Origin of the sequence: Dickeya ananatis, assembly GCF_019464615.1 — a bacterium.
Classification (GTDB): domain Bacteria; phylum Pseudomonadota; class Gammaproteobacteria; order Enterobacterales; family Enterobacteriaceae; genus Dickeya; species Dickeya oryzae.
The window spans coordinates 1,004,307-1,029,648 of record NZ_CP040816.1; the positions used below are offsets into that span (position 1 = coordinate 1,004,307).

15 protein-coding genes are annotated in these 25,342 nt (G+C 59.3%); 5 read left to right on the top strand and 10 right to left on the bottom strand.

The annotated features are described in order from the left end of the window. Positions 1-135 precede the first annotated feature (135 nt). Positions 136-1,194 carry an alkene reductase gene (locus FGI04_RS04410; RefSeq protein WP_407336341.1) on the top strand — a complete coding sequence of 353 codons (1,059 nt, stop codon included), beginning with the start codon at positions 136-138 and terminating at the stop codon, positions 1,192-1,194. Between the two features lie 61 nt (positions 1,195-1,255). On the opposite strand, the gene FGI04_RS04415 is transcribed toward FGI04_RS04410, so the two are convergent. The 6 genes from FGI04_RS04415 to FGI04_RS04440 form a co-directional block, all read right to left on the bottom strand. Beyond that, a complete protein-coding gene (locus FGI04_RS04415; RefSeq protein ID WP_407336342.1) occupies positions 1,256-1,672 on the bottom strand; it encodes a hotdog fold thioesterase in 417 nt (138 codons plus the stop codon). Between the two features lie 41 nt (positions 1,673-1,713). Next, a complete protein-coding gene (gene dhbA, locus FGI04_RS04420) occupies positions 1,714-2,472 on the bottom strand; it encodes a 2,3-dihydro-2,3-dihydroxybenzoate dehydrogenase (RefSeq protein ID WP_038916545.1) in 759 nt (252 codons plus the stop codon). Next, a complete protein-coding gene (locus tag FGI04_RS04425; protein WP_407336343.1) occupies positions 2,469-3,344 on the bottom strand; it encodes an isochorismatase family protein in 876 nt (291 codons plus the stop codon). Before FGI04_RS04425 ends, dhbA begins: the two co-directional genes overlap by 4 nt. A gap of 3 nt (positions 3,345-3,347) precedes the next feature. Beyond that, positions 3,348-4,976, bottom strand: coding sequence for a (2,3-dihydroxybenzoyl)adenylate synthase (locus tag FGI04_RS04430; RefSeq protein ID WP_407336344.1), 1,629 nt, complete (start codon positions 4,974-4,976; stop codon positions 3,348-3,350). Further along, on the bottom strand, positions 4,973-6,160 hold the full coding sequence (locus FGI04_RS04435; protein ID WP_407336345.1) for an isochorismate synthase: 1,188 nt from the start codon (positions 6,158-6,160) through the stop codon (positions 4,973-4,975). The genes FGI04_RS04430 and FGI04_RS04435 overlap by 4 nt, the downstream gene beginning before the upstream one ends. A gap of 83 nt (positions 6,161-6,243) precedes the next feature. After that, positions 6,244-8,454, bottom strand: a complete 2,211-nt coding sequence (locus FGI04_RS04440) for a TonB-dependent siderophore receptor (RefSeq protein ID WP_407336346.1) — start codon at positions 8,452-8,454, stop codon at positions 6,244-6,246. Positions 8,455-8,764: 310 nt separating this feature from the next. On the opposite strand from FGI04_RS04440, the gene fes reads away from it, so the two are divergent. The 3 genes from fes to FGI04_RS04455 are packed head-to-tail and all read left to right on the top strand — an operon-like array spanning position 8,765 to position 19,069. Then, the gene (gene fes, locus FGI04_RS04445) at positions 8,765-10,057 is read left to right on the top strand and encodes an enterochelin esterase (RefSeq protein WP_407339969.1); all 1,293 of its coding nucleotides are present in this window, start codon (positions 8,765-8,767) and stop codon (positions 10,055-10,057) included. 34 nt (positions 10,058-10,091) lie between these two features. Next, complete coding sequence (locus FGI04_RS04450; protein WP_038908580.1) at positions 10,092-10,310, top strand: MbtH family protein; 219 nt, start codon at positions 10,092-10,094, stop codon at positions 10,308-10,310. Positions 10,311-10,360: 50 nt separating this feature from the next. After that, on the top strand, positions 10,361-19,069 hold the full coding sequence (locus FGI04_RS04455; protein WP_407336347.1) for a non-ribosomal peptide synthetase: 8,709 nt from the start codon (positions 10,361-10,363) through the stop codon (positions 19,067-19,069). Positions 19,070-19,522: 453 nt separating this feature from the next. Here the strand turns inward: FGI04_RS04455 and FGI04_RS04460 are convergent, their stop codons facing one another. The 3 genes from FGI04_RS04460 to fepD are packed head-to-tail and all read right to left on the bottom strand — an operon-like array spanning position 19,523 to position 22,479. Then, on the bottom strand, positions 19,523-20,320 hold the full coding sequence (locus tag FGI04_RS04460; protein ID WP_016941146.1) for an ABC transporter ATP-binding protein: 798 nt from the start codon (positions 20,318-20,320) through the stop codon (positions 19,523-19,525). A 46-nt stretch (positions 20,321-20,366) separates the two neighbouring features. Next, positions 20,367-21,401 (bottom strand): iron-enterobactin ABC transporter permease, encoded by a 1,035-nt coding sequence (fepG, locus tag FGI04_RS04465; protein ID WP_253000164.1) that lies wholly within the window; start codon positions 21,399-21,401, stop codon positions 20,367-20,369. A gap of 10 nt (positions 21,402-21,411) precedes the next feature. Then, positions 21,412-22,479: a Fe(3+)-siderophore ABC transporter permease gene (gene fepD / locus FGI04_RS04470; RefSeq protein ID WP_407336348.1), complete on the bottom strand. Its 1,068-nt coding sequence runs from the start codon at positions 22,477-22,479 to the stop codon at positions 21,412-21,414. 241 nt (positions 22,480-22,720) lie between these two features. Here fepD and entS point away from each other — a divergent pair, with 241 nt between their 5' ends. Then, positions 22,721-24,001, top strand: coding sequence for an enterobactin transporter EntS (gene entS, locus FGI04_RS04475; RefSeq protein WP_342700360.1), 1,281 nt, complete (start codon positions 22,721-22,723; stop codon positions 23,999-24,001). A 28-nt stretch (positions 24,002-24,029) separates the two neighbouring features. Here entS and fepB read toward each other — a convergent pair whose 3' ends face one another. Then, positions 24,030-25,076 (bottom strand): Fe2+-enterobactin ABC transporter substrate-binding protein, encoded by a 1,047-nt coding sequence (fepB, locus tag FGI04_RS04480; protein ID WP_407336349.1) that lies wholly within the window; start codon positions 25,074-25,076, stop codon positions 24,030-24,032. Positions 25,077-25,342: the final 266 nt, after the last annotated feature.

Genomic DNA, 25,342 nt, shown 5'->3' on the forward strand with positions numbered 1-25,342 from the left:
GCTGTTACTGGAGCGTTGTTACTGGGTATTCGGCTATCGCATTATCGTTTCGCTATCACATTGCCGTTCGCTAAAAACACAAGGCGGTGGGGCGTAATCACCCGTATCGACCACCAGCAAATTAAGGAAAACGCTATGTCAGGTTTGTTTGATCCTATCCATATTGGTGCTATTCAGGCTGAAAACCGTATTGTCATGGCACCGCTGACCCGCATGCGTGCTTTTGATCAGCGCATCCCAAGCGCGCTGTCGCAGGAATATTACGTTCAGCGCGCCAGTGCCGGGATGATCCTGACGGAGGCGACCGCCGTCACCCCACAGGGTGTCGGTTATCCTAATACCCCAGGTATTTGGTCGGATGAACACATTGAAGGCTGGCGTCGCATCAATGCGGCGGTACACGCGGCAGGCGGTAAAATGGTGTTGCAGATGTGGCATGTGGGGCGCATTTCAGACCCTATCTATCTGGACGGCGAGTTACCGGTGGCCCCCAGCGCCATTGCGGCAGAAGGGCATGTGGCGACGATTCGGCCCTATAAACCCTATGTGGTGCCACGTGCGCTGGAAACGGATGAAATCCCGGGGATTGTTGAAGACTTTCGTCAGGCGGCGGAAAACGCCAAACGCGCCGGGTTTGATGGGGTGGAAGTCCATGCGGCCAACGGTTACCTGTTCGATCAGTTCCTGCATGATGGCTCAAACCAGCGCACCGATCAGTACGGTGGCTCTATTGCCAATCGAGCGCGTTTCCTGTTGGAAACCGTCGATGCCGTGTTGACCGTCTGGCCAGCAGATCGGGTTGGCGTGCACGTCAATACCATGTCTAACACCCATTCAATGCAGGATTCCGATCCGCAGGCGCTGTTCGGCTATGTGGCAGAACAACTCAACAGTCGTAAACTGGCCTTCATCTTTGTGCGTGAAGCGCTGGATACCCCACAGCGTATTCTGCCGCTGATCCGTAAAACGTTCGGTGGCGTGGTGATCGCCAACGATGGTCTGACCCGTGACTCGGCCGAGCAACTGTTAGCAGATGGCGAGGCGGATGCGGTATCGTTTGGGAGAATGTATATCGCCAACCCGGATCTGGTTGAACGCCTGCGTCGTGGCGCACCGCTCAATGAACTCAACGGCAGCACGATCTATAGTGCGGGGGCGGAAGGCTATACCGATTACCCGGTATTAGCGCAATAAAATTCACCAGGAGGCCATCGGCCTCCTTTCTCTTATTTACGACTTTCTGTATTTACAACTTCTACGGTTGAATCACCGCGGTGGTCAGCCGGGCAATGCAGCAGCGCCGCTGGCGTTCGTCCACTATTTCTACCTGCCAGACCTGTGTCTGGCGGCCCAGATGCAATGGCTGGCAGATGCCCCGCACGTCTCCCTGCGTGACCGCCCGTAAATGGCTGGCGTTAATCTCTACGCCGACCACGCTGGCACCCGGTTCGGTGCACAGCCAGCCCGCTACCGAGCCGAGAGATTCCGCCAGCACCACCGAAGCACCGCCGTGCAACAGGCCAAATGGCTGTCGGGTACGGGTGTCTACGGGCATGAGCGCTTCCAGACTGTTGTCCGTCATGTGGACAAAACGGATCCCCAGATGCGACAACATGCACTCTTCACTCATTTGGTTGAGCATGTCCAGCGTGGTGACGCGTTTCCAGATCAAGGTGTGTTTCTCCCGCTTTCCATCAAGAGCCCATGCCAGAGTCATGCGCCCAGCGTAGCACCACCGTCGATGACCACATCCTGTAACGTCACGTGGCCTGCCAAATCAGACGCCAGAAATAGCACCGTATCGGTAATGTCGCGAGGACGAGCGATTTTGCCGAGCGGAATACCCAGTTTGAACTGTTCCGGAAAACCGGCGATGGTATGCTGTTCTGCGTCAGGGGCGTGCCACAGGCTGCGTTGCATCGGGGTATCGGTGGAGCCGGGTGAGACCAGATTGCAGCGCACGCCATACGGGGCCAGTTCGAGACCGACGGTCAGGCACAGGCTGCGTAACGCCGCCTTAGAAGCGCAATAGGCGGCCATGCCGACGCGCGGCACATGTGCGGCGTTGGAGCCGATAGACACGATAGCACCGCCGCGTTGCCGCTGAAATTGTGGGATCACGGCCTGAAACAGATGAAACGCGCCGCCTGCGTTGACGTTCAGGCAATCCTGCCAGTCTTGCTGACTGAGCGTTTCGGTGTGGCCCATGCGCAGGATCCCGGCACCGTTAATCAGCACATCCAGATGCGGCGTCTGTGCCAGTTGTCTGGCACAGGTGGCAGCAACAGCCGCCGCATCGCTGACATCCAGTTCGATGGCGTGAAACGGCAGAGAGTCTGAGGAAAAGGCGCGGTCAAATCCGGTGACGGTCGCTCCCGCCTCGGTAAAACGGCAGGCGATGTCATAACCGATGCCACGTCCGGCACCGGTCACCCACACTTGCTTACCGCTGAAATCCAGCGCGACGCTCATGCTTCCTCCACCTGACGCTGGCTGAGCAACTGATGCCAGTGACGCAACGTAGGCTTTTTCACTAATGCCACGAAGTCCAGGTCATGCCCTTGCTGACGCCAGCGGGTAACCAGCGACATGATGCGTACCGAGTCCAGACCATAATCCAGCAGGTTGTCGTCGTCACCGATGTCGTCATCGTCATCCAGCAGCGGCAGCAGTTCGGCGCGCAGGCGCATCAGGCCGTCGTCTGCCTGTGGTGCGAGGGCATCCAGCAGTTGTTCGCAGGTCAACACCCGGCCGCAGCGACCGGCGGTATAGCTCAGCGCCATCAGGTGTTCTTCCTGGGAAAAGTCCGCCAGCGCGTCGGCTACCATGAACGGTTTGATGTCACGCATAAACGCATCGGTAGCGGTCGTCAAACAACCGATATGTGCGTATACCCCACAGATAATCAACTGGTCGCGGCCGGATGATTTCAAGCGTTGTTCCAGATCAGAACGGTGGAAAGCGCTGTAGCGCCATTTCACCAGCACGGTGTCGCTGTCGTCCGGTGTCAGGGCCGCGGTGATGCGCTGCTGTTCCGGGTGGCGATTGAGCCCTGGCCCCCACATGTCGTTGAGCAACGCCCGGTCGGCGTCGCTTTGCTGGTTGGGTTGAGCGGTATAAAACACCGGGATACCCTGCTGACGACATGCCTGGCGAAGGCGAGCGACGTTGGCGATCAACTGTTCGGTCAGCGGGCTGTTTTCTCCCCAGAAATTAAGGAAGTAGTTTTGCATGTCATGAATCAGCAAGGCCGCGCGTGAAGCGTCAACCGGCCAGTTCACCTTATTGACTGGCAGATGCTCTGCGCCGGGAAGTGGGTAGGCGTTCAGTTTTGGAATAGCCATGATTTATTCTCCTGCAGCGGCTGTTGCGACATGCTGTTGCGCCAGCTGGCGTAGCCGCTGTTTATCGACTTTGCCCACTGCGGTTTCCGGCAGGATGGGCAGTTGTTCAAATCGGTCCGGTAATTTGTAGTCGGCGATACCTTGTTCACGCAGGTGGCGACGTAATGTCACCGCTTTGAGTGGTTCGCGGGTGACCAGGAAAGCGCAGCTTTTCTCACCCATCATCGGGTCGGGCACCGCCACCAGCGCGGCATTGATCACGGCAGGGTGACGAAGCAGCAGGTTTTCGATCTCTTCGGCGGCAATCTTTTCCCCACCACGGTTGATCTGGTCTTTTTCACGCCCGACCACTTGCAGGTAGCCATCGGCCTGTTGGATCACCACATCGCCAGAGCAGTAGAACCCTTGCGCGTCGAACACCTGGCGGTTGTAGGCTGGGCTGCGGTAGTAACCACGGAAGGTATAGGGGCCACGTGTCATCAGACGGCCCGGTGTACCGTGAGGTAATGGATTGCCGTCGGCATCGGCCACCCAGACCTCGTCATCGTCGCTGATAGGGCGGCCCTGCGTGGTGAAACAGTGGAGATCGTCATCGTCCAGCCGGGTGTAATTCACCAGCCCTTCGGCCATGCCGAACACTTGCTGTAACTGGCAACCCAGTTCCGTTGGTATGCGTCGCGCCAGCGATTCGCTTAACCGTGCCCCACCGACCTGGAGTACGCGCAGGCTCGCCAGCTCGTGGTGATCGCCAGATAACGCCACCGCTTCCAGCCACAGAGTGACAGCTGGGGGAACCAGCGCGGTGAGGGTGATGTGATGCTGCGCAATCAACGGGAAGCAGCTGGCTGGGCTGGGGTCGTTTGCCAGCACGACCGTACCCCCGGCATAAAACACACCCAGTGCACCCGGCGAACTGAGCGGGTAGTTGTGGGCGGCGGGCAGGGCGCACAGGAAACGGGTATGGGCGTCAACCCGGCAAATCTCCACGCTGCCGCGAATGCTGTAGTAGTAATCGTTGTGGGTGCGAGGAATCAGTTTCGGGGTGCCGGTGCTACCGCCGGAAAGCTGGAAGAATGCCACCTGATCGGCGGGTGTTGGGGTTGCCGGTGCGAAGGCTTCCGCTTCCAACAATAGTTGTGACAAATCCTGAGACGTGTTGCCGTCGCCACGCAGCAGAACGTGCTGTAACGTGGGGCAGCGTTGGCGGAGTTCGTTGATAAAATCATCGCTGGCGAACAATGCGTGGCTGCGATCGGCTATCAGCAACGTTGGCGCAATCTGGTCGGCATAGGCGCACAGTTCGCTGCGCTGATGGCTGAACAGGGCGTTGACCGGCACGATACCGGCACGCAGCAGTGCGAAGTAGGTCAGGTAGAACTCGGCGGTATTGCCTAGTTGTACCAGTGCTGTTTGCCCCGGCGCGATGCCCCGGCGTTGCAGTGAGCCCGCTAACTGCGCCACCAGCTGGTTCATCTGGCGGTAGCTGAGCGTGCGTTCGCCATCGATCAGGGCGATAGCGTCATTATCGGCATGGCGGGTGAGGATGTCGCCCAGCGGGAGATCCAGCCAGTAGCCTCGCTCGCGATAACGCTGCTCCAGCTCGGGCGGCCAGCGGGTGAATTCAACCATCATGCTGCACACTCCTGATCCTGACGCAGACCAAATGCACGCAGCATGGTGCTCAATTTAACACCGGTTTCGTGCCATTCAGACACGGGCTGAGAGTCTGGCACGATGCCTGCACCGGCAAACAGCCGTACCCGGTTTTGCCGTACTTCGCCACAGCGAATAGTCACCACCCACTGGCCGTTGCCTTCATCGTCGCACCAGCCGACGATACCGCCGAATAGCCCGCGGGTGAACGGTTCCAGTTGGGCGATACGGTCCCGGGCTGCTTCAAACGGTACGCCGCACAGCGCCGGGGTGGGGTGCAGCAGACAGGCCATCGACAGGGCGTTTTCCCGTGCATCCAACACTTCACCCTGAACACGGGTCGCCAGATGCCACAGCACCGGCGTGCTCAGCAGTTCGGGGGTGTCCGGAATGGTCAGTGTCCGACAACGTGATGCCAGTACCCGACGAATATCATCGGTGACCAGCCGATGTTCGTGGCGATCTTTCGCGGAGGCCAGCAGCGTACGGCGCAGGCGTTGATCTTCCACCGGGTCATCGCTACGGCGGGCGGAACCGGCCAGCGGCTGCGACACAATGTGGTTGCCCTGCTTATGCAGTAACAGTTCCGGGCTGGCACCCAGCAACGCGCCTTGTTCCAGCGGCACGTGGAAGTTGTAGCTCCAGGGATTTTGCTGGTTGAGCTGTCGCAACAGGCGGATTGAGTCCAGCGGTTGTTCGGTGTCGATATCCAGCAGGCGTGACAGCACGATTTTATTCAGATCACCGTTGCGGGTGGCGTCAACGCCAGCACTGACCATCTGGCAAAAGGTATCGTGTCCCGGCACTTCACGTATTTGACGTGCGTTTATTGGCGTGGCGGGCACCAGGTCGTGTTGTAGTGTGTCCCGTGAGAACCAGTGAGACTGTTGTGGCACAAACAGTCGTGCAGGCTGGCGTTTGTCAAACGGGATCGCGCCCACCAGCAGTGGCCGGGCGATACCATCCTGTCGGGCGCGGGCAAACAGGGCGCTGACCTGTTGCTGGACATCACCCTGGAGGTGCTCGCCCCCTGCCACGGCCGTCGACAAGGCGGCGTAACATCCACGGGCATGCAGGCTGTTGTCGGGAGACAGAAACAGAAAATCATCGTGCTGAAGTGTGCGGATATCCAGCGATGAAGAGGTAGCTGCGAGCGTTGACACGGGGGTTTCCTTATGTCGAGAGTGGAACAAAATGGTGGCGCGCAGGCGTCACCGCAGGGCGGGAAAGCCCGCCCTGCCGCGTATTACCAGCTATAGCTGACCGTCGCGACGACAGTACGCCCGCTGCCGTAGAAGCAGGCGGTATCGCCACCGCATGACGCCACATAGCGCTTGTCGGTCAGGTTGTTGACGTTCAGTTGCACGGTGGTGCCTTTCAACTGAGAAGAGAGCGACCCCAACTCGTAACGTGCCATCGCGTCGTACAGGGTATAGGCCGGGACTTTGAAGCTCTCGGCGTTATCGCCGTAGCTTGAGCCGACATAACGCACCCCAGTACCCAGCGTGACACCACGCAGCGGACCGTTCTGGAAGCTGTAGCTGCCCCAGGTGGACGCAGAGTGACGCGGAATCGCCGATGGTGTTTTGTTCACCTGGCTGGCGGTGTAGCTGTCCTTGGTAACCGCGTCGGTATAGGTGTAGGCCGCCATCAGGCTGATTTCCGGCGTCAGTTGCGTGTGCACTTCCGCTTCCGCGCCTTTGGATTTCACTTTGCCGATCTGTTCGTTGTATTGGGTCACGCTGTTGTACGAGGTGATGTTTTTCTGCGTGATATCAAACAGCGATAAGGTCAGCAGGGTATTGCTGCCTTTAGGCTGGAACTTGATACCCACCTCGGATTGTTCACCGGTGGTCGGTTTAAACGCAGGCGTGCCGGGGGCACCGGAGTCCAGGTTGGGTTCAAACGAGGTGCTGTAGCTGACATACGGCGAAATACCGTTATCAAACGCGTAGAGCAGGCCAGTACGACCGGTGAATTTACTGTCGTCTTGCTGTGTTGAGGTACTGGTGGTGTGGTCTTGCGTGCGTATTTGGCTCCAGTCATGGCGACCGGACAGCAGCAGGTTCCACTGATTCCACTCCATCTGGTCTTGCAGATAGACGCCGACCTGATCGAGTTTCTTCTTGTAAGACTGGTTCAACGAGAGCTGGCTGTCGCTGACCAGATAAGAACCACCGTAGCTGGGGTTCGCCCAGTCAAAGTTGTATCCCGAACCGCTGTTGCGCCAGTAGTTGTAATCGCGGTCCTGCCATTTGTAATCCACACCACTGAGCACAGTGTGCTGGACATCGCCGGTTTCCAGTTTGACTTTAATCTGGTTATCCAGACCGATTTCGTCGGCGTTCAGTTCTTCACGGACCTGACGGCGGGACAACGACGTATCAGAGATTTCCGGGTTACTCCAGGTATACACCAGATACTTGTAACGTTCTCTTAGCTGGGAATAGCGGAAGTTTTGCTGGAAAGAGACGTTATCGTTGAAGGAGTGGTCGAAAATATAACCGATGCCGACCTGCTCGCGTTTTGAACGATTGTAGTTGGGGTCGCTGACGTCCAGATCGCGCGGAATATAACCTGCGCTGGCTTCGGTCACGGTACCTATCTTGGGCAGGAAGTTACGGTAACCGGCCTGTGGATCGTTCTGGTAACTGGTCAGTAGCGTAAAGCTGGTATCGCTGTTAGGTAACCAGGTGATCGCCGGTGCGATAGCAACGCGCTTCTCTTTGTAATCCTTAACGAATTCATCACGGGTGCTGGCGATACCGTTGAGGCGGTAAAGCAGGGTTTTATCGTCATTGAGCGCGCCGCCGAAATCAAACGCCGCTTCACCCAGATGTTGATTACCCGCGCTGAATTGCACTTTGTGGATATCTTCTGCCGTCGGGCGTTTGCTGGTCATGCTGATAAGCCCGCCGGGGTTGACCTGTCCATACAGGACGGAGGCAGGACCGTGCACCAGCTCTACCCGTTCCAGCAACCAGGGATCTATTTTCCCCAGCGCAGCGCCCTGGCCGCTCAGGCCATAGCTCAGGCCATCAAGGAATTTCGGCGCGTAGCGGAAACCACGGGCAATCACCTCATCGTTGCGGTTAGACGAACCGCGGTAGTTGCTGACCACGCCGCTGGAATAGTTCAACGCGTCGGACACGGAAGAAACCGCTTGTGCGTCCATCTGGTCGCGGGTGACCACAGTGACGGATTGCGGGGTTTTGATGAGCGGCGTGCTGGTTTTGGTGCCGGACGCACTTTCCTTCGCCACGATGCCTTTCAGCGGTGCAGTCACGCTTTCAGCGGCTGTTGCCGATACCACCATGGTATCGGTGCTGGTCGTGGTTTCTGCTGCCTGTGCATGTGCGGCCACCAGCAAGGTGGAAGCCAGCATGGCTGGCATGGCGTTTTTATTTTTCTGCCAAGACTTTAGTTTTATTAATTGTTTCTTCCTGGTGCTACGCATCAGTGATCCCCTCCTGTAAAAGATCTTATTTTTTGTGTACGTCAGGCTGTGTACTCACCGGCCTTGCCATTCTTTGCATTAAAAAATAAATTAACTTTAAATTCATATTGTTAATTCATTTTTTAGCGATATGTGACCAGATGGCGAGTTTTTGAATCCCAGTAAACTTTGGGAATTGCATATTATTGCAAATGAAAATGTTTCTCAATATTATTCTCGTTGTCTAAATAAATGTAAATTCACAAACGGACACATTAGTTCTGTTAACTAAATGTAAGTGAAACGTAAAGGGCAGAAACAGGAGGTTTTGATGTCGGCAGTACAGCCGCCAGGTTTCGCCGCCACGCTTTTGTCATCACCCCAGGCCGGGGATGACGCGTGGTGGCAACAGATCGCCAACGTGGGGACGCCGCTGGTGGAAACGCAGGATAGCGAGCGGGTTCGCGTTACCTTTCTCTGGCGTGACCCGAACGGCGATGAGTATCACTCCGCTATTCAACGGGTCTATGCCGATATCAACGGCGTGACCGATCACCACAGTACTGATCCGCAGAGCCTGGTGCGCCTGCCCGGTACTGATGTCTGGCATTGGTCGATGGTGATTGAACACGACTGGCGCGGTAGTTACTCCCTGATCCCGATTGAGGCGGCGCAACTGCCACCGGCATTCAGCGACGATGAACAACAGCGTGATGACCAGCAGCGAGCGTGGTGGTGTTCGCTGTTTCCCTGCGCGATGGCTGATCCGCTCAACCTGAACCGACCGTGGGGAGCGCAATTGTCAGCGGCGCATATGCCGGGTGCGCCATCACAGCAGGCCTGGCGGGCGGTGGATCAAGGCGAGGCGAGTGGCGCAGACCCAGCCCGGCTGACGGTGTTTGACTGGCAGAGCGAGCAGCTTGGCAACCAGCGTCGCATCTGGCTGTACACCACCGGGGAGAGCGAGGCACAGGCGCAACGGCCGCTCTGTCTCGTACTGGATGGGCAGCGGTGGGCTAATGACACGCCGCTGTTTAGCGCTCTGGATGCGGAAACCGCACAGGGGAATCTCCCACCCGCCGTTTGGTTATTTATTGACGCGATTGATGGCGAAACCCGTTGTCGGGAATTGCCGTGCGATACCGCGTTCTGGCAGGCGGTGCAGCAGGAATTGCTGTTGCAGGCGGCACGCCTGACGCCATTTAGCGATGATCCAGACCGCACGGTGGTGGCCGGGCAGAGTTATGGCGGGCTGGCGGCGCTGTACGCCGGGTTGCACTGGCCGCAGCGTTTTGGTCGCGTACTTACGCAATCTGGCTCGTTCTGGTGGCCAAATCTGCAATTCATCACTGATTTTAACCAGCACGCAACACTGGAGCCCGGTGTGTTGGTGACCCAGGTGCGGCAGGGTGGCCGGGCCGCATCGCCGCTGGTGATTTTTCAGGAAGCGGGACGACGTGAGGCGGATATTGCCTTCGTTAATCAACAGATGCATGAAGCGCTGGTAGCGGCAGGGCATCAGGTTTACCAGCGTGTGTATGCCGGTGGGCATGACACCTTGTGCTGGCGCGGCGGGTTGATAGAGGGATGTCGTTGGTTGTTGAACCACATCCACACCCGATAACGCGCAGCAACCCTTATCACATGAGGTAATAACAATGAGTCAGGAACAAGTGAATCCGTTTGACGATGATCGTCTGACATTTTTGGTCGTCATCAACGAACAACAGCAATACAGCCTGTGGCCAGAGTTTGCCGCCGTACCGGCGGGCTGGCAGGTGGTCTACGGGCCGCAGTCCCGCGAGGCGTGCATCGCCTATACCGAAACCCACTGGCAGGACATGCGTCCGGCGAGCCTGCGGGCTGAAAAAGCCTAACCGGCATGACCAGTCGGGACTGTTTCCGTTGACGGAGTAAGGAAAACAACGTGTCAGATCTACTTAACGAAACACAATTATCCACCCAGCAATCATCATCGACAGAGAAACCATCATCGCCCCAGCAGCCATCATCCGCTGACGCATCATCGTCTCATCCCCACGTCTCCTTCTCCTCTACGGGGACGTCCGGGCAGCCCGTGCCTGCTCATGACGTCACGTTGGCACAGTCGGTGAATACGTTGGAACTGCCGCTGGTGGCGGCCCAACCCGGTATCTGGATGGCCGACCACATCGCCAGTCAGTCGAATGCGTTTACGGTGGCGCATGCGCTGGAGTTGAACGGCCCGGTTGACCCGGATTGTCTGCTGGCGGCCATCCGTCAGGGGCTGTCGGAAGCGGATACGGTGCAGGCGCGCTTTGGCTTCAATGATCTCGGCGAGCCGGTGCAGTGGCTACCTTCTGCGCCGGGTATGGCGGCGATTAACGAACCGGAATGGCTGGATTTTCGCGACCCGGCACAAGGTGAGCAGGCGGCCTGGGCGTTGATGCAAGCGGATCTGGCCGCGCCGCTGCCGGTCGATGGTGAGCAACCGCTGTATCGCCAGGTGCTGATGCAGGTCTCCGCGCAGCCCGAGCGCTGGTTCTGGTATCAGCGCTTTCATCATCTGATGGTGGATGGTTTCAGTTTCGATGCCCTGACCCGACGGATAGTAGCGATTTACAACGCCCTTTGTGCCGGTAAAACGCCGGACGCCTCGCCGTTTACACCGTTTGCCGATGTGGTGACGGAATACCAGGCGTGGGAACGTTCGTCGGCGTATCAGCAGTCGGCGGCGTTTTGGCGCGAGCATGCCCGTGAATTGCCGACGCCCGTGTCGCTGGCGGCAGACGTTTGTGAGGCCTCGCCGCAAGGTATTCGCACTGTGCAGCAACGGGTCACCTTACCCGCCGCACCTTTTGTGACGCTGGCGGAGCAACGGTTTGGCGCTCAGCTACAACCGGCGGAAATTGCGATGGCGGCACTGGCGGTATACCTCTACCGCATGAGTGGCGAGTCGCGCTTGTCGGTGGGCTTTCCGTTTATGCGACGGATGGGGTCGGCAGCATTGTGTGCCAGTGGACCGGTAGTGAACGTGCTGCCGCTACAATTCACACTACAACCCGAGATGACCTTAATCGACGCCACGCAAATGCTGCAGAAGGAAATCAAGGCGGTACGACGTCATCAGCGTTATGAGGCGGAACAGTTACGACGGGATCTGGGGCTGGTCGGTGGCAGTGAAGGTTTGTACGGACCAGTGATCAATTTCAAGGTTTATAACGCCGAACTGACACTGGCAAATACGCCGGTCACCACCCATGTGCTGGCGATGGGGCCGGTGGATGATATGGAGTTTACCCTTGGTGTGCAGGAGGGCGAGCTGCAACTGGAACTGGTCGCCAATCCGGCGCGCTACGACGCCTCAGCGTTGCAGGGGCATGCGCAACGTCTGCAACACGTGCTGACGCAACTGATACAACAACCGGAACTGGCTATCGGTGAAGTGAGTCTGCTCAACGACGACGAATGGCGGCGTATTGACGGTTGGGGCAGCGGCCCACGCCTGACGATACCCGCGACGCTGCACTCGGTGCTGGATTGCCTGCAACAGCAGGTACAGCAACAGCCCGACGCGCTGGCTGTGACCTGTGGCCGTGAGCAACTCAGCTACCGCCAGTTATCGGCGCAGGTCATGCAACTGGCGCGTCGGCTGATGGCGAAGGGGATCGGCGCAGGCGATGTGGTAGCGATCGGCGTCCCGCGCTCGGTCTCGTCGGTGGTGGCGATGTTCGGGGTACTGGCCAGCGGCGCGGCTTATATGCCGTTGGATCTGGATTATCCACGCGAACGTCTGGCGTTGATGTGTGACGATGCGCGTCCGGTACTGTTGCTGACCCACAGCACGGTGCGTGAGCATATGCCGGCACTGCCGCAGGTGCTGTGTCTGGACGATGCCAGGTTACGGGCCGAGTGCGCCCGCTTGCCTGCCCATCCGGTAACACAGGCGGAGCGACGCGAGCCGTTACGGGCGGAACATCTGGCGTACATGATCTACACCTCCGGTTCTACCGGGAAGCCGAAAGGGGTGATGAGTACCCATGCCGGTTTGCTCAACCTGATGATGTCACATTCGAGCTTCCTGTTTGGCCCGGTGATAGATCGCTTTTCACGGCAAAATGGTCGCCGTTTACGTGCCGGACACACGGCGTCATTCTCCTTCGATTCCTCCTGGGAACCGCTGTTTTGCATGATGATGGGCAGCGAATTACACATTTTCGATGAAGAGCTGCGTAAAGATGCCTGGGCGTTGGTTCAGCACTTTACTCAGACGCCTATCGATTTGCTGGATATCACCCCGTCGTTCTTCACCCAGATGATCGACAGCGGCTTGCTGGAGCCGGATAACCACCAGCCCGCTTTCATCATGATTGGCGGTGAAGCGGCCACGCCACGGCTGTGGCAACTGATGCGCCAGCATCCGCAGATGGAAATTCATAACTATTACGGGCCGTCGGAATACACCATCGATACGTTGGGTGCCCGGGTCACGGTGGCAGACCAGCCGGTTATCGGCCAACCGGTCGCCAATACCCGGGTATGGTTGCTGGATAACCACCTGCGACCGGTGCCGGTGGGTGTACCCGGTGAGCTGTATATCGCCGGGCCGGGGCTGGCGCGTGGTTACCTGCGCCGCCCGGATCTCACGGCGACGCGCTTTGTTGCCTGTCCGTTCATATCAGGGGCGGTGATGTACCGCACCGGTGACCTGATGCGCTGGCGTCACGACGGCCAACTGGCGTTTATCGGTCGCGTTGATCATCAGATCAAAGTGCGCGGCTTTCGCGTGGAGCTGGGCGAAGTAGAAAATGCGCTGGTGGCGTTGGATGAGGTCAGCACCGCGGTGGTGATCGCTGAACCACTGGGTGCGACGCACCGGCTCATCGGTTATTGCTCGGTGCCGAGTGATACCGTCCGCGAACAACCGGATTGCGCGGCCCGTTTGCTGGCACAACTGGCTGAACAACTGCCGGATTACATGGTCCCGGCGGTGCTGATGGTGATGGCGGAACTGTCGCTGACCGTCAACGGTAAAATTGACCGCCAGGCACTGCCAAAACCGCAGCAGGCAGAAGCGGTGGCGGGACGCGAACCAGCCAGCGATGAAGAGCGGCTGATTTGCCAGTCCATCGCCAGCCTGCTGAAACTGGACGCGGTCAGCGCGGAAGCGGATTTCTTTGCACTCGGCGGCGACAGCATTTCCGCGATGGGGCTGGGCACGCTGTTGCGGCGCGCCGGTTGGCAACTACGACCGAAAACCATTTTCGCTGAGCGCACGCCAGCACGGATGGCGCAAGCGATGCAGCCGCTGACGACGACGGCCACACCGTCACGTACGCGGCGCTACGGTGTGGTGGATGGTTTGCCTATCGTACACAGCTTCGCCCAACTGGCGGGCATCAACCAACGGTTTGCGCACGGCGTATTCCTGTCGGTGCCTGAAACATTGCAACCGATGCACCTGATGCAGGCGCTGAGCGCACTGGTGCAGGCACACCCGGCGTTAACCGCGCAGACTGGTGACAGCCATCTGGTCATTCATCAAACGTCATCGACGGCCGTGCCGCTACAGTGTGACACGCTACGCGCACAAGAGCCGGTTGAGGTGGCGGCGGAACGGGCGTATGAAGCGGCGGTGGTGCGTCTTGACCCGGCGGCCGGTCAGATGATGCAGGCTGTACTGTTGCAGCGCGATGGTCGAGCCTGCGGGCTGGTGCTGGTGGCCCACCATCTGGTGGTGGACGGCGTATCGTGGCGTGTGCTGTTACCCGAGCTGCGTCAGGCCGCTGAAGCCGCGATGGGGGGACAACCGGTCGTGTTATCGACTGAGGAGTGCTCGTTATACGACTGGTCTGCCAGCCTGAAAGGGCAGGTAGCTGCGCGCCGTGCTGAGTTACCATTCTGGCAATCGGTGCTGGCGACACCACTGCCTCGGCTGGGACGCCGGGCGCTTGACCCGTCCTGCGATCAGGAGCAGACCCGGCAACAATCACGCCGGGTGCTGGATGCCCGGTTGACGCAGGCGGTGCTGACGCGCTTACCGGAATGCTATCAGGCGCGGGTGGACGAGATTTTGCTAGGCGCGTTGGTGCAGGCCTGCCACCACCGTTTTGGCGTGCAACCGTTGCGGCTGGCACTGGAATCTCACGGGCGTATCGAAACGCCGGAAGGGTTGGATCTCGCCCGCACCGTCGGCTGGCTGACTGCTGAATACCCGGTGTGCATCGCAGCACCGACGGCACAGGCCGATGCGCCCTGGGCGATTTTACGGTCCGTGAAACGTGCGCTGCGGGCGGTGCCGGATCGCGGCGTCGGCTACGGCGTGCTGCGCTATCTGGATACACAGAGTGCCGAAACGCTGGCGTCGTTGCACGCACAGGCACCGGAAATCCTGTTTAACTATTTGGGGCGCTTCGAGTCGGGCGAGGGCCACTGGTCACCTCGTCGCAGCGATCGCCACTTCCGCGATACCTTTGCCGTACTACAGGCACCGACGATACCGCTCAGCCACCCGCTGGATATCAATATCTTTGTGGATGAACAGGGCGAACAGCCACAACTGGCCATCCACTGGGGATGGGCGCATGGCGTGTTCGATGAGGATGATATCGACGCGCTGCATCAGGGAATGGCGCAAGCGATCGACGCGTGGCGGCAACAGGCGGACTACCCGCCGTTGTCGGATACGCTGGTCTGCGCTGACGTCGCGCAGGATGCGGTCACCGACGAGACACTGGACTGCCTGCGTCAACATTACGGGCCGTTGTCGGCGGTGTTGCCGGTGCTGCCCTTGCAGCAAGGGTTGCTGTTCCACGCCCAACTAGCGCAGACCTCCGGGAGTTATAACTCGCTGACCCGGTTGTCGTTGCACGGCCCGCTGTCGGTGGCACAACTGAGTCAGGCACTGGAAGCGGTGGTCCGTCACCATCCGCAACTGGCGGCGCGCTTTGACACCGAACAGACGTCGGTGCCATTGCAGGTACTGCCGGTGTTGCGTGACGACCAGTGTTACTGGCCGCTAGAGAGTCAGACGTTACCGGCGATGCCAGCAGACGAAGAGGCCGCTGCGCTGCTGGCGCTGGAAAAAGCTGAACTGGCGCGCGACCTGTTCCACCAGCCCTCATCCATGTTGCATGCCTTACTGGTCAGCCACGCGGGCACAGAACGTCACACACTGTTTCTGAATGCGCATCATCTGGTGGTGGATGGCTGGTCGACCCCGGTATGCCTGCGTGACCTGTTCACCGCGTTGTATCAGGGCCGCTCGGCACTCACGCCGCACAGCGTGCCGTATGCCGACATCGTTCGCCAACTGGCGGCCCGCGACGCGCAGGCGTCACGTCAACGCTGGCGCGATGTGCTGACGGGTGCCCGCCCGACCCTGCTATTTGGTGACGGACCGCATCATGGCGATGGTTCGTATCATGATGAAGTGCGTGAGCTGGAGTTACTACCGGAACCGCAACTGGAACACGGGTTACTGGCGCTGTGTAAACAGTATGGCCTGACGCTCAACAGCGTAATGCAGGGCCTCTGGGGGATGTTGCTGTGCGCCAGTAGCGGCGCGGACGATGTGCTGTTCGGCTCGCCGGTGTCGGGCCGCTTCGGGCAGATCGACGGCATCAGCCAGCAGGTCGGGTTATTCAGCAATACGTTACCGGTGCGGGTACGGTTGGATGCATCACGGCCGTTGCCGCCGCAGTTGGCTGAACTACAGGCGCTGCAAATCCAGCTGATCGAGCATGATGATGTGGGGCTGGGGGAAATCCAGCAACTGGCGGGTACCGGCACGCTGTTCGACACCTTGCTGGTGGTGGAGAACTACCCGGATGGCGATGAGCTGAGTCAGGCCGGGCAGGCGTTGCGCTGCGAGGCGGTCAACAATCGGGGTTACACCCACTATCCGCTGACGCTGCTGGTGCTGCCGGGCAAACGGCTGCGGCTACTGATGGAATACCGTGACAGCGTGGTTCAGCCGCAGCGGCTGGCGCAGCGCTTGTTACTGCTACTGCAACAACTGGTGGCAGACCCGGAGCGCCCGTTGTCGGCCTGGAATCTGCAACTGCCGCAAGAGCAGGCGCTGCTGGCAGCGGTCAACCGTACCGAACAGCCGGTACCGCCGGGTACGTTGCATCAGGCGTTGGCAGCACAGGCACAACGCACGCCGGATAGCATCGCGCTGGTGGATAGCCAGCATCAGTTGACCTACCGTCAGGTTCAACGCCAGACCCGACTGCTGGCTGACCGGCTGATCGATGCCGGGGTGCGACCCGGTGATATTGTGGCGGTGGCGCTGCCGCGCTCGGTGCGCCTGAGCCTGGCGTTGTACGCCATTCTGGAGGCGGGCGCGGCCTGGCTGCCGCTGGATACCGGTTACCCGGATGAACGACTGGCGCTGATGGTGGAGGATGCGCAACCTCGTCTGATGATCACCGAAAGCAGTTTGCAATCGCGTTTTGCAGGCATGGCCGATGTACTGCTGCTCGATACGCTGGCGGATGAACGCCAGTCGCCGCGTCACTCGTCACCACCGGTCGCCGATCAGCAGGCCGCTTACGTGATTTACACCTCCGGTTCTACCGGTCGCCCGAAAGGGGTGGTGGTCGGCCATCAGGCCATCGTCAACCGCTTATGGTGGATGCAGCATCAATACCCGTTAGTGGCGGATGACGTGGTGCTACAGAAAACGCCATGCAGCTTCGATGTGTCGGTGTGGGAGTTCTTCTGGCCGCTGATGGTCGGTGCCCGTCTGGTGATGGCACCGCCGGATGCGCACCGTGACCCGGAGGCACTGGTACAGTTGATCAACGATTACGCGGTGACCACCATGCACTTTGTACCGTCGATGCTGGCGGCCTGGGTGAGTGCGCTGGAGACGCATCCGCGTGAAGAGATCGGCTGTGGCAGCCTGCGGCGAGTGTTCTGTAGTGGTGAAGCGCTGTCGCGCGAACTGGCGCTGGATTATCAGTCGCTCATCGCGGCACCGCTGCACAACCTGTACGGCCCGACCGAAGCGGCGGTGGATGTCACCTGGCAACCGGCCTCTGGCGAGGCGCTGGCGCGCTGTCAGTTGCCGGGCATTCCTATCGGCCTGCCGGTGTGGAACACCCAACTGCGTATTCTGGACGGCGCGTTGCGGCCGGTACCGGTTGGCGTAGCGGGCGATCTGTATTTGTGCGGTATCCAACTGGCGCAGGGATACCTGCGTCGGCCGGACTTGACCGCCAGCCGTTTTGTGGCGGACCCGTTTGCCCACGGTGAACGGATGTACCGTACCGGCGATATCGCACGTTGGCTGGAAGATGGCACGGTAGACTACCTGGGGCGCAGCGATGACCAGTTGAAAATCCGTGGTCAGCGCATCGAACTGGGGGAAATTGAGCAGGTGCTGCTGGCACAGCCCGGCGTGGCGCAAGCGGTGGTCGGTGCGCGAGAGTTGGGTGGAAAAGCCACCCGACTGCACGGTGCCGATGCCCGACAGCTGGTGGCCTGGCTGGTGCCGCAGGCCGGTATCTCGCTGGATGTTGACCAGTTACAACAGGCGCTGTCGCAGCAATTGCCGGCCCATATGGTGCCGGTGAGTTATGTGCTGATGGCGTCCTTCCCGCTGAGTGCGAATGGTAAGCTGGATCGTAAGGCGTTACCGGTACCTGCCGGACAGCACGCTGACGGCCGCGCCCCGCAAACGGACACCGAACGCACGATCGCGGCCCTGTTTGCGGAGCTACTGGCCTGCGAGACGGTATCGGCGGATGACGATTTCTTCGCACTGGGTGGTCACTCGTTGCTGGCCATGCGACTGGCCGCCGAGATACGCCGTCAGCTGCAACACTCACTGACGGTGGGGCAGATTATGGCGGCACGCAGCGTAGCCCGTATTGCAGCGCTGGTAGAAGGCGATGCGGACAGCCAGCATCTGGATGGTAATGGCGATATGCTGCCGTTACGGACGGGAAGCGGGCCGGTGCTGTTCTGCCTGCATCCGGCATCGGGTTTTGCCTGGCAGTATGCGGGTCTGTTGCAGTATCTGGACGGGGAGTACCCGATTGTCGGCTTGCAATCACCACGACCGGACGGGGTCATTGCCGCGTGTGAATCGGTGGAGGCGATGTGCGAGCGTCATCTGGCGACCATCCGGCGAATTCAGCCGCAGGGGCCGTATTTCCTGCTGGGTTACTCGCTCGGCGGTACGCTGGCGCACGGTATCGCCGCACGGTTGCAACAGGCGGGCGAAACGGTGTCGTTCCTCGGTTTGCTGGATACCTATCCGCCGGAAGGGCAGGACTGGACCGCTCCGGATGAAGCCGACGCCCGCGAGGAAGTCGAGCGTGAACAGGCCGGATTTATGGCCGACACGCAGGCGGAGGACGACCCACAACTGCGCGCAGAACGCGAGGCAATGTTTGGCAATATCGTCGCTAACTATCAGGATGCGGTACGGCTATTGTCATCGGCCCGCTCACACCGTTACGACGGTGAAGCCACGTTGTTTGTGGCAACCCGCACCCTGCCAGTAGGGATGGACGTTGACGCTACCTGGGCACCGTATGTCGGTACACTGACGCAGTATCCGCAGTATTGTGAGCACGCGGATATTCTGTCGCCCGCATCGCTGGAAAACCTGGGGCCGTTGCTGAATAAGCTGCTACACCGGTGAGTGGGAACATGGCCGACAGCAGTCGGCCATGGAGGCTGTCGACAACCATCTTAATCGTCAGCAATGGGTCTTTCTGGCGTCAAAAACTGTGCTGAGGTGGGCGACTTCGCCGGGTGAGCCGCACGGACGCGGCGAAAGCCCGTGCCGCTCCGGACAAAAACGTCGGGAACGTTTTTGAACAGCGTTTACGCTGGCCCGAAGGGCGAGCCCCATGGATGGGGCGAGTAACCGCGTCACGGGCGGCCCGAACAGCGAAGGCGAACGCCGAAGGGACCGCGTTAGCGGCACAGTTTAGCCACCAGCCAGTGGTCAAGGAGAGGCGGCGCTGAGCCTCTCCTTGTCGTGCGTGCGATGATGTCGCAAAGGGATAACGGATGTCATCAAGCACGAAACCTCTCGCAACTCCAACATAAATCACCAATAACAAAACAACAGCGCTGTTTGTCGACAGCGTCAAGGGGCTGGGTGATGGCGGCCACAGGGGACGATAAGGGGTGTGTGGGAAACCGGGTCGTCGATGATGACACAGGCCATGCCGAACACTGCCTGCACCAGCTCGGCGGTGATGACATCGGCGGGGGCACCCTGCGCCATGACGCTGCCTGCGCGCATCACGATAAGGTGATCGGCGTAGCGGCAGGCCTGATTGAGGTCGTGCAGTACCGCCACCAGTGTGCGGTCATGCTGCTGGTTCAGTTCCCGAAACAGATCGAGCAGGTCAATCTGATGGGCGATATCCAGCCAGGTGGTCGGTTCATCCAGCAATAACAGCGGCGTTTGTTGTGCCAGCACCATCGCAATCCACACCCGTTGACGCTGGCCGCCAGACAGTTCATCGACGCTGCGTTCTGCCAGTTCGCTGACGTTGGTTGCCACCATCGCCTGTTCCACCGCCACTTGATCCGCCTCACTCCACTGGCGCAGTAGCGTTTGATGCGGGTAGCGGCCGCGCGCGACCAAATCCATCACGGTGATGTTATCCGGAACGATAGCGTGCTGTGGCAGCAGACCTAACTGCCGGGCCAGCGTTTTGGTGGGAATACGGTGGATGCTGGTACCGTCCAGTAACACGTCGCCCGCCATCGGTTTGAGCAGGCGACATAGTGCCCGCAGCAGGGTGGATTTGCCGCAGGCGTTAGGGCCGATGATGACGCTGAATTTTCCAGCCGGGATCGCCACGCTCAAATTGCGGGCGATAATGTTATTGTCGTAGCCCAGCGTTAACTGCTCGGCGTGTAAAAGCTGTGTCATCAGAATCACTCTTTACAGGCAAATTACAGGTAAATTAAGGGGCGGATTAGCGACGTGATTCACGGATCAGCAACCCTATCAGATACAACCCGCCAATGCTGACCGTCACCGAACCGACAGGCAGTTGCCGACCGGTAAACAGATGCTGAGCGACAATATCCGCCGCCAGTAGCAGCACGCTGCCCACCAGTGCGGCAGCACACAGCGGCATGGTGCTGGCGCGGGTCAGGCGGCGTGCTATCTGTGGCGCGGCCAGTGCGATAAAGGAAACCGGCCCGGCGCTGGCCGTGACAACCGCAATCAATACGATGCCGCACAGCATCAGCCACAACCGGCTAGCCTGTGCATTGACCCCTAGTGCTCTGGCGCTGTCATCGCCCATTTCCAGCAGTTGCAAGCGCCGCGCCAGCAATAGCGTCGCCAGTACAGTCAGCGGCATTAACAGTAACGCGGGAGTGGCTTTGGCCCAGGTCATACCGTTCAACGAGCCGGCTCCCCACAAGGCGGCGCTCATCACCGTTTCCAGCGCGCCGGTGATCATCAACCAGGTATTGAACGCCGACAACACGGCACTGACCGCGATCCCGACGATAATCAACCGAAAGCCGCTGATACCCTGCCGCCAGGCCAGCAGATACACCAGTAACGCGGTCGCCAGACCACCCAACATGGCACCACCAGCAATCTGGTAATAGCTGCCGTGCAGCACAATGATCGTGACCAGCGCACCGGTATAGGCACCGGTATTAAAGCCCACGACGTCCGGGCTACCTAATGGGTTACGTGTCAGTGACTGGAAAATAGCACCGCTGATACCAAGACAAGCGCCGCACAGTAACGCCATGATCGCCCGTGGCGCGCGCCATTGGGTTACCACGGTCACGGTACCGGCATCACCGTGGTGAGCTAGCGCCTGCCAAACGGTGATGGCTGACAGCGGCAGGGTGCCGAGGCTGACTGCCAGCGTCAGCAGGGCGACGCAGACCAACAGCAGCGAGAGGTTGATCCACACTGCACGCAGCGGCAACCGACCGCTAATCAAACCAGAAGCCGTGCGCAGGAACAGAGTTCGGGTAGACATAACGTGTTTCCTAAAACTTGCGCTGGCGTACCAGCCAGATCAGCACCGGCGCACCGATAAAGGCGGTGACGATAGAAACCCGTAATTCACCCGGTACCAGCAGGCGGCCGACAATATCAGCGCAGAGCAACAGTATGGGGGCGAACAGCAGGGAATAGAGCAGAATCCAGCGTTGATCCGGACCGGCCCAGCCGCGTGCGATGTGAGGGATCATCAGGCCGACAAAGCCAATCGGGCCGGTCAGCGCGGTGGCGGAGCCACACAGTAGCATCACCGACAGCATCGCCATCACGCGAATGACCCCGACATGGGTGCCGAGTGCCGTCGCGAGGTCATCCCCCATACTGAGGGTATTCAATGAACGGGCAGCCAAAAACGCCAGCGCACAGCCCAGCAGTACGATGGGAGTGACCCAGGCCACATTGCTCAGCGAACGGATATCCAGCGTACCGGCTTCCCACAGGCGTAACTGATCAAAGGCGTGGGGATTGAGCAGCGACAGTGATGAGGTAAAACCCGACAACACGGCGCTTAGCGCCACACCGGCCAGCGTCAGGCGTATGGGATTAACCCGACCGCCGCTCAGTGTACCGATGATCCACACCATCAGACTGGCTGCCAATACGCCGAGCCAGGCAAACCCCAGCCACGACGCCATACCGGTAATCCCGAACACGCTAATGCCGAGCACGATGGCGAAGCTGGCACCGGCGTTAACACCGAGGATACCAGGGTCGGCCAGCGGGTTGCGGGTCAGCGCCTGCATCACCGCCCCGGCGGCACCCAGCGCCATACCTACCAGAATACCGGCCAGTGTGCGCGGCAGCCGCGCCTGTAAAACGATGATGCTGTCCGGACCTTGCGTGTGACCCGCCAGACTCTGCCAGACGACCTCCGGCGCGATGGCGCGGGCACCCAGCATCAGGCTGGCGAGACACACCAAGGCAAGCAACAGCAGACAAGGCAGTACGCCACCGAGCCGACGCCCGGTTAACGATGACGGTGTGTACGGCAGGGGGGGAACCTGACCACCAAGAGATGAACGCATTGATAAGAACTGCTTTATTAAATAATGCATATGATTATTATTATCATTAATGTTATGGCATGACTAGGGTAACATTGAGGTTTTGGCAAAGACATTGACCTGACGCTGGGTTAGCGGCATTTACCGCGGGGTTAACCCCCACAGGATTAACTATCGCAGGATTAACGCTTCATCCCTGGCTGGGGGTGCCGTTATTTCAGGTCGCTAATGGCGGCGCTGCGGCGCGGCTGCGGCCGCATTTTCATTAAAGACAGGAATTCAACCAATACTCATGGCTAAATCTTCTTTTTTTCTCGACTTCAGCCTGCTCAGGCAGAACGCACATTTTCGCGCCATTTTTATGGCCCGCATGTTGTCGGTGTTTGCTCTTGGTATGTTGACCGTAGGCGTACCGGTGCAGATTCAGGCGATGACCGGTTCTACGTTACAGGTTGGTATGGCGGTGGCATTGGATGGCATCGGTATGTTTATCGGGCTGATGTTGGGCGGGGTACTGGCGGATCGCTTTGATCGTCGCAAACTGATTTTGTTTGCCCGAGGCACCTGCGGGATAGGGTTTGTGGCACTGAGCCTGAACGCGTTTTCCGGCTCGCCGTCATTGCTGGCGCTCTACGTGCTGGCGGCCTGGGACGGCTTTTTCGGCGCATTGGGGATGACCGCGTTGATGGCAGTGATTCCGTTATTGGTCGGTCGGGAAAATTTACCGGCGGCTGGGGCGTTGACCATGTTGACGGTGCGACTGGGGGCTATTCTGTCACCCGCGCTGGGTGGGGTGATTATTGTCGCCGGTGGCGTAGGCTGGAATTTCGCGGTTGCGGCGGCCGGTACGCTGGCAACCTTGATCCCACTGGTGCGACTGCCGACCATGAAACCGGCACCGGGCAAGCCGGAGCACCCGTTGCAGGCGCTGGCTGGTGGGGTACGTTTCGTTTGCGCGCACCCAGTGGTGGGGTGCGTGGTGTTGCTGGGGATGTTAGTGAGCGTGGTCGGTGCCATGCGGGTGCTGTTCCCGGCGCTGGCAGGTGATACGTACCACGCCGGGCCATCGGCGGTCGGGTTAATGTATTCCGCCGTACCGCTGGGTGCCATGCTGGGGGCGTTTACCAGTGGCTGGGTATCCGGTGTCGCGCGGCCGGGGCGCATTCTGCTGGGGTGTGCGACAGGGGCGTTTCTGGCGGTGGGGTCGCTGGGGCTGTTCAGCCATTTGCTGCCCGCGTTGCTGGCGTTGGTTTGTTATGGCTATTTCAACGCGATCACCTCGTTGTTGCAGTTCACCCTGATTCAGAGCCACACGCCGGATCACTTGCTGGGCCGGGTTAATAGCCTCGGTACCGCGCAGGATGTCACCGGCGATTCCGTTGGCGCGCTGATTCTGGGGCTGATGGGCAAACTCCTGGTGCCTGCGACCAGCATTCTGGCGTTCGGCGCGGCGGCGACTGCGCTGGGGGCACTGATAACATTGCTGGTACGTCCACTGCGACAATGCCGTTTTGGCGAACCGCTGGAAACACAGACCGAAGAGGAAACCGACGACGCGTTACAGGAAGGATAACGCGTCGCCGTGTGATCAATGCTGTCGGTCAGTGAGCCGCTGGCCGACGAAAATAGTGTTCGACCTGGTTTAGCATGTTGCTGGCGCTGTAATAATCGAGCCGGAAGGTATCCGGGCCCATCGCCCAGACGCGGTGCTGCATGACCGGATCGAGGTGACTGAGGAATGGGTTGTCGATAACTCGCTTCACGGTATTCTCGTCAGTGGCGAACAGCAACAGTGACTGGCCGTTGAGACTGGCAGCCATATTCTCACCGGAGATTTGCACAATATCTTGCCGTTTGCCCATTCGCGTTTCGGTAGGCAGATTGTCCGGCAGCGAGGCTAACTGGAACCCGAGTTCATGGAGCAATTGTCCCTGTGCGGACGAGGGTGTCCATAGGTTAACTCCACGACCGTCTTCGTAATACACCAGCGCCGACACGGGTTGTGGCGGCAACTGAATCGCCTGTTTCACCGCCTGCACCCGCTGTTCGAAACGCTCAATCACCTGGCGGGCATCGGTTTCATGACCGGTAGCTGCACCCATATAGTCAGCCAGCTGTTGCCAGCTTTTGTCACCGTAATCCACCACCAGCGTCGGCGCGATGGCCGAAAGCTGTTCATACAGCTTCAGGGCGGAGTCACCGCCAGTGGCGGCAATAATGATCATGTCCGGTGCGGCCGCGGCAATCGCTTCTGCATTCGGTTCGGTGATATAGAGCGGTTTGACGTGGCGGGCTTTTGCCTCTGCACTCCACTGACGAAAGAATCCTTGCTCGTCAGCCACGACGGTATCAGGGCTGGTGGCACCCGAGCCAACCAGTGGCGCATTGATAGCCAATAGTGTGCCGCTGAGGGTGACACTGGTGGAAACGATGCGTTGTGGTGGATGCGTGAGTGTGAGCGGCCCTTTCGGCGTTGGTACCGTACGGGGCCAGCCCACGGAAGCTGACGCCGGGGTTGTTGACGTTGAGGAGGCGGCGTTGTCACAACCGACCAGTAGCATTGCCAGTAACCCCAGTACCCAGGGTAGGTAACCCTGTTGTTTATTCCCTGATGGCACGCCGGTCGCGCGCCTGCCTGAACCCACCATACGTTTACCTGTTGAGCATGAAAATGTGCCGCAAGGTTATCGATAATGCGTATCATATTCAATATGGTTGAGTGGGATGGTTAATATCTCTTAATGATTGCCTAGGGTGAAAATGATCAGTTAACCATGCTGATTTTTTGGTGTCAGACATGTTCATCGTTTTTTCAAAGTAAAACACACAGCGGCTATGTCATGTTTTGTTAATCATGATTCATCACTGTGTATCGAAAGCATAATAAGTGTAATAAAGTTAATGTGTTGTTCTG

Coding starts and splice junctions, on each gene's coding strand:
- FGI04_RS04410 (WP_407336341.1), top strand. CDS start 136: ATGTCAGGTTTGTTTGATCCTATCCATATTGGTGCTATTCAGGCTGAA.
- dhbA (WP_038916545.1), bottom strand. CDS start 2,472: ATGAGCGTCGCGCTGGATTTCAGCGGTAAGCAAGTGTGGGTGACCGGT.
- FGI04_RS04425 (WP_407336343.1), bottom strand. CDS start 3,344: ATGGCTATTCCAAAACTGAACGCCTACCCACTTCCCGGCGCAGAGCAT.
- FGI04_RS04430 (WP_407336344.1), bottom strand. CDS start 4,976: ATGATGGTTGAATTCACCCGCTGGCCGCCCGAGCTGGAGCAGCGTTAT.
- FGI04_RS04440 (WP_407336346.1), bottom strand. CDS start 8,454: ATGCGTAGCACCAGGAAGAAACAATTAATAAAACTAAAGTCTTGGCAG.
- fes (WP_407339969.1), top strand. CDS start 8,765: ATGTCGGCAGTACAGCCGCCAGGTTTCGCCGCCACGCTTTTGTCATCA.
- FGI04_RS04450 (WP_038908580.1), top strand. CDS start 10,092: ATGAGTCAGGAACAAGTGAATCCGTTTGACGATGATCGTCTGACATTT.
- FGI04_RS04460 (WP_016941146.1), bottom strand. CDS start 20,320: ATGACACAGCTTTTACACGCCGAGCAGTTAACGCTGGGCTACGACAAT.
- fepG (WP_253000164.1), bottom strand. CDS start 21,401: ATGTCTACCCGAACTCTGTTCCTGCGCACGGCTTCTGGTTTGATTAGC.
- fepD (WP_407336348.1), bottom strand. CDS start 22,479: ATGCATTATTTAATAAAGCAGTTCTTATCAATGCGTTCATCTCTTGGT.
- entS (WP_342700360.1), top strand. CDS start 22,721: ATGGCTAAATCTTCTTTTTTTCTCGACTTCAGCCTGCTCAGGCAGAAC.
- fepB (WP_407336349.1), bottom strand. CDS start 25,076: ATGGTGGGTTCAGGCAGGCGCGCGACCGGCGTGCCATCAGGGAATAAA.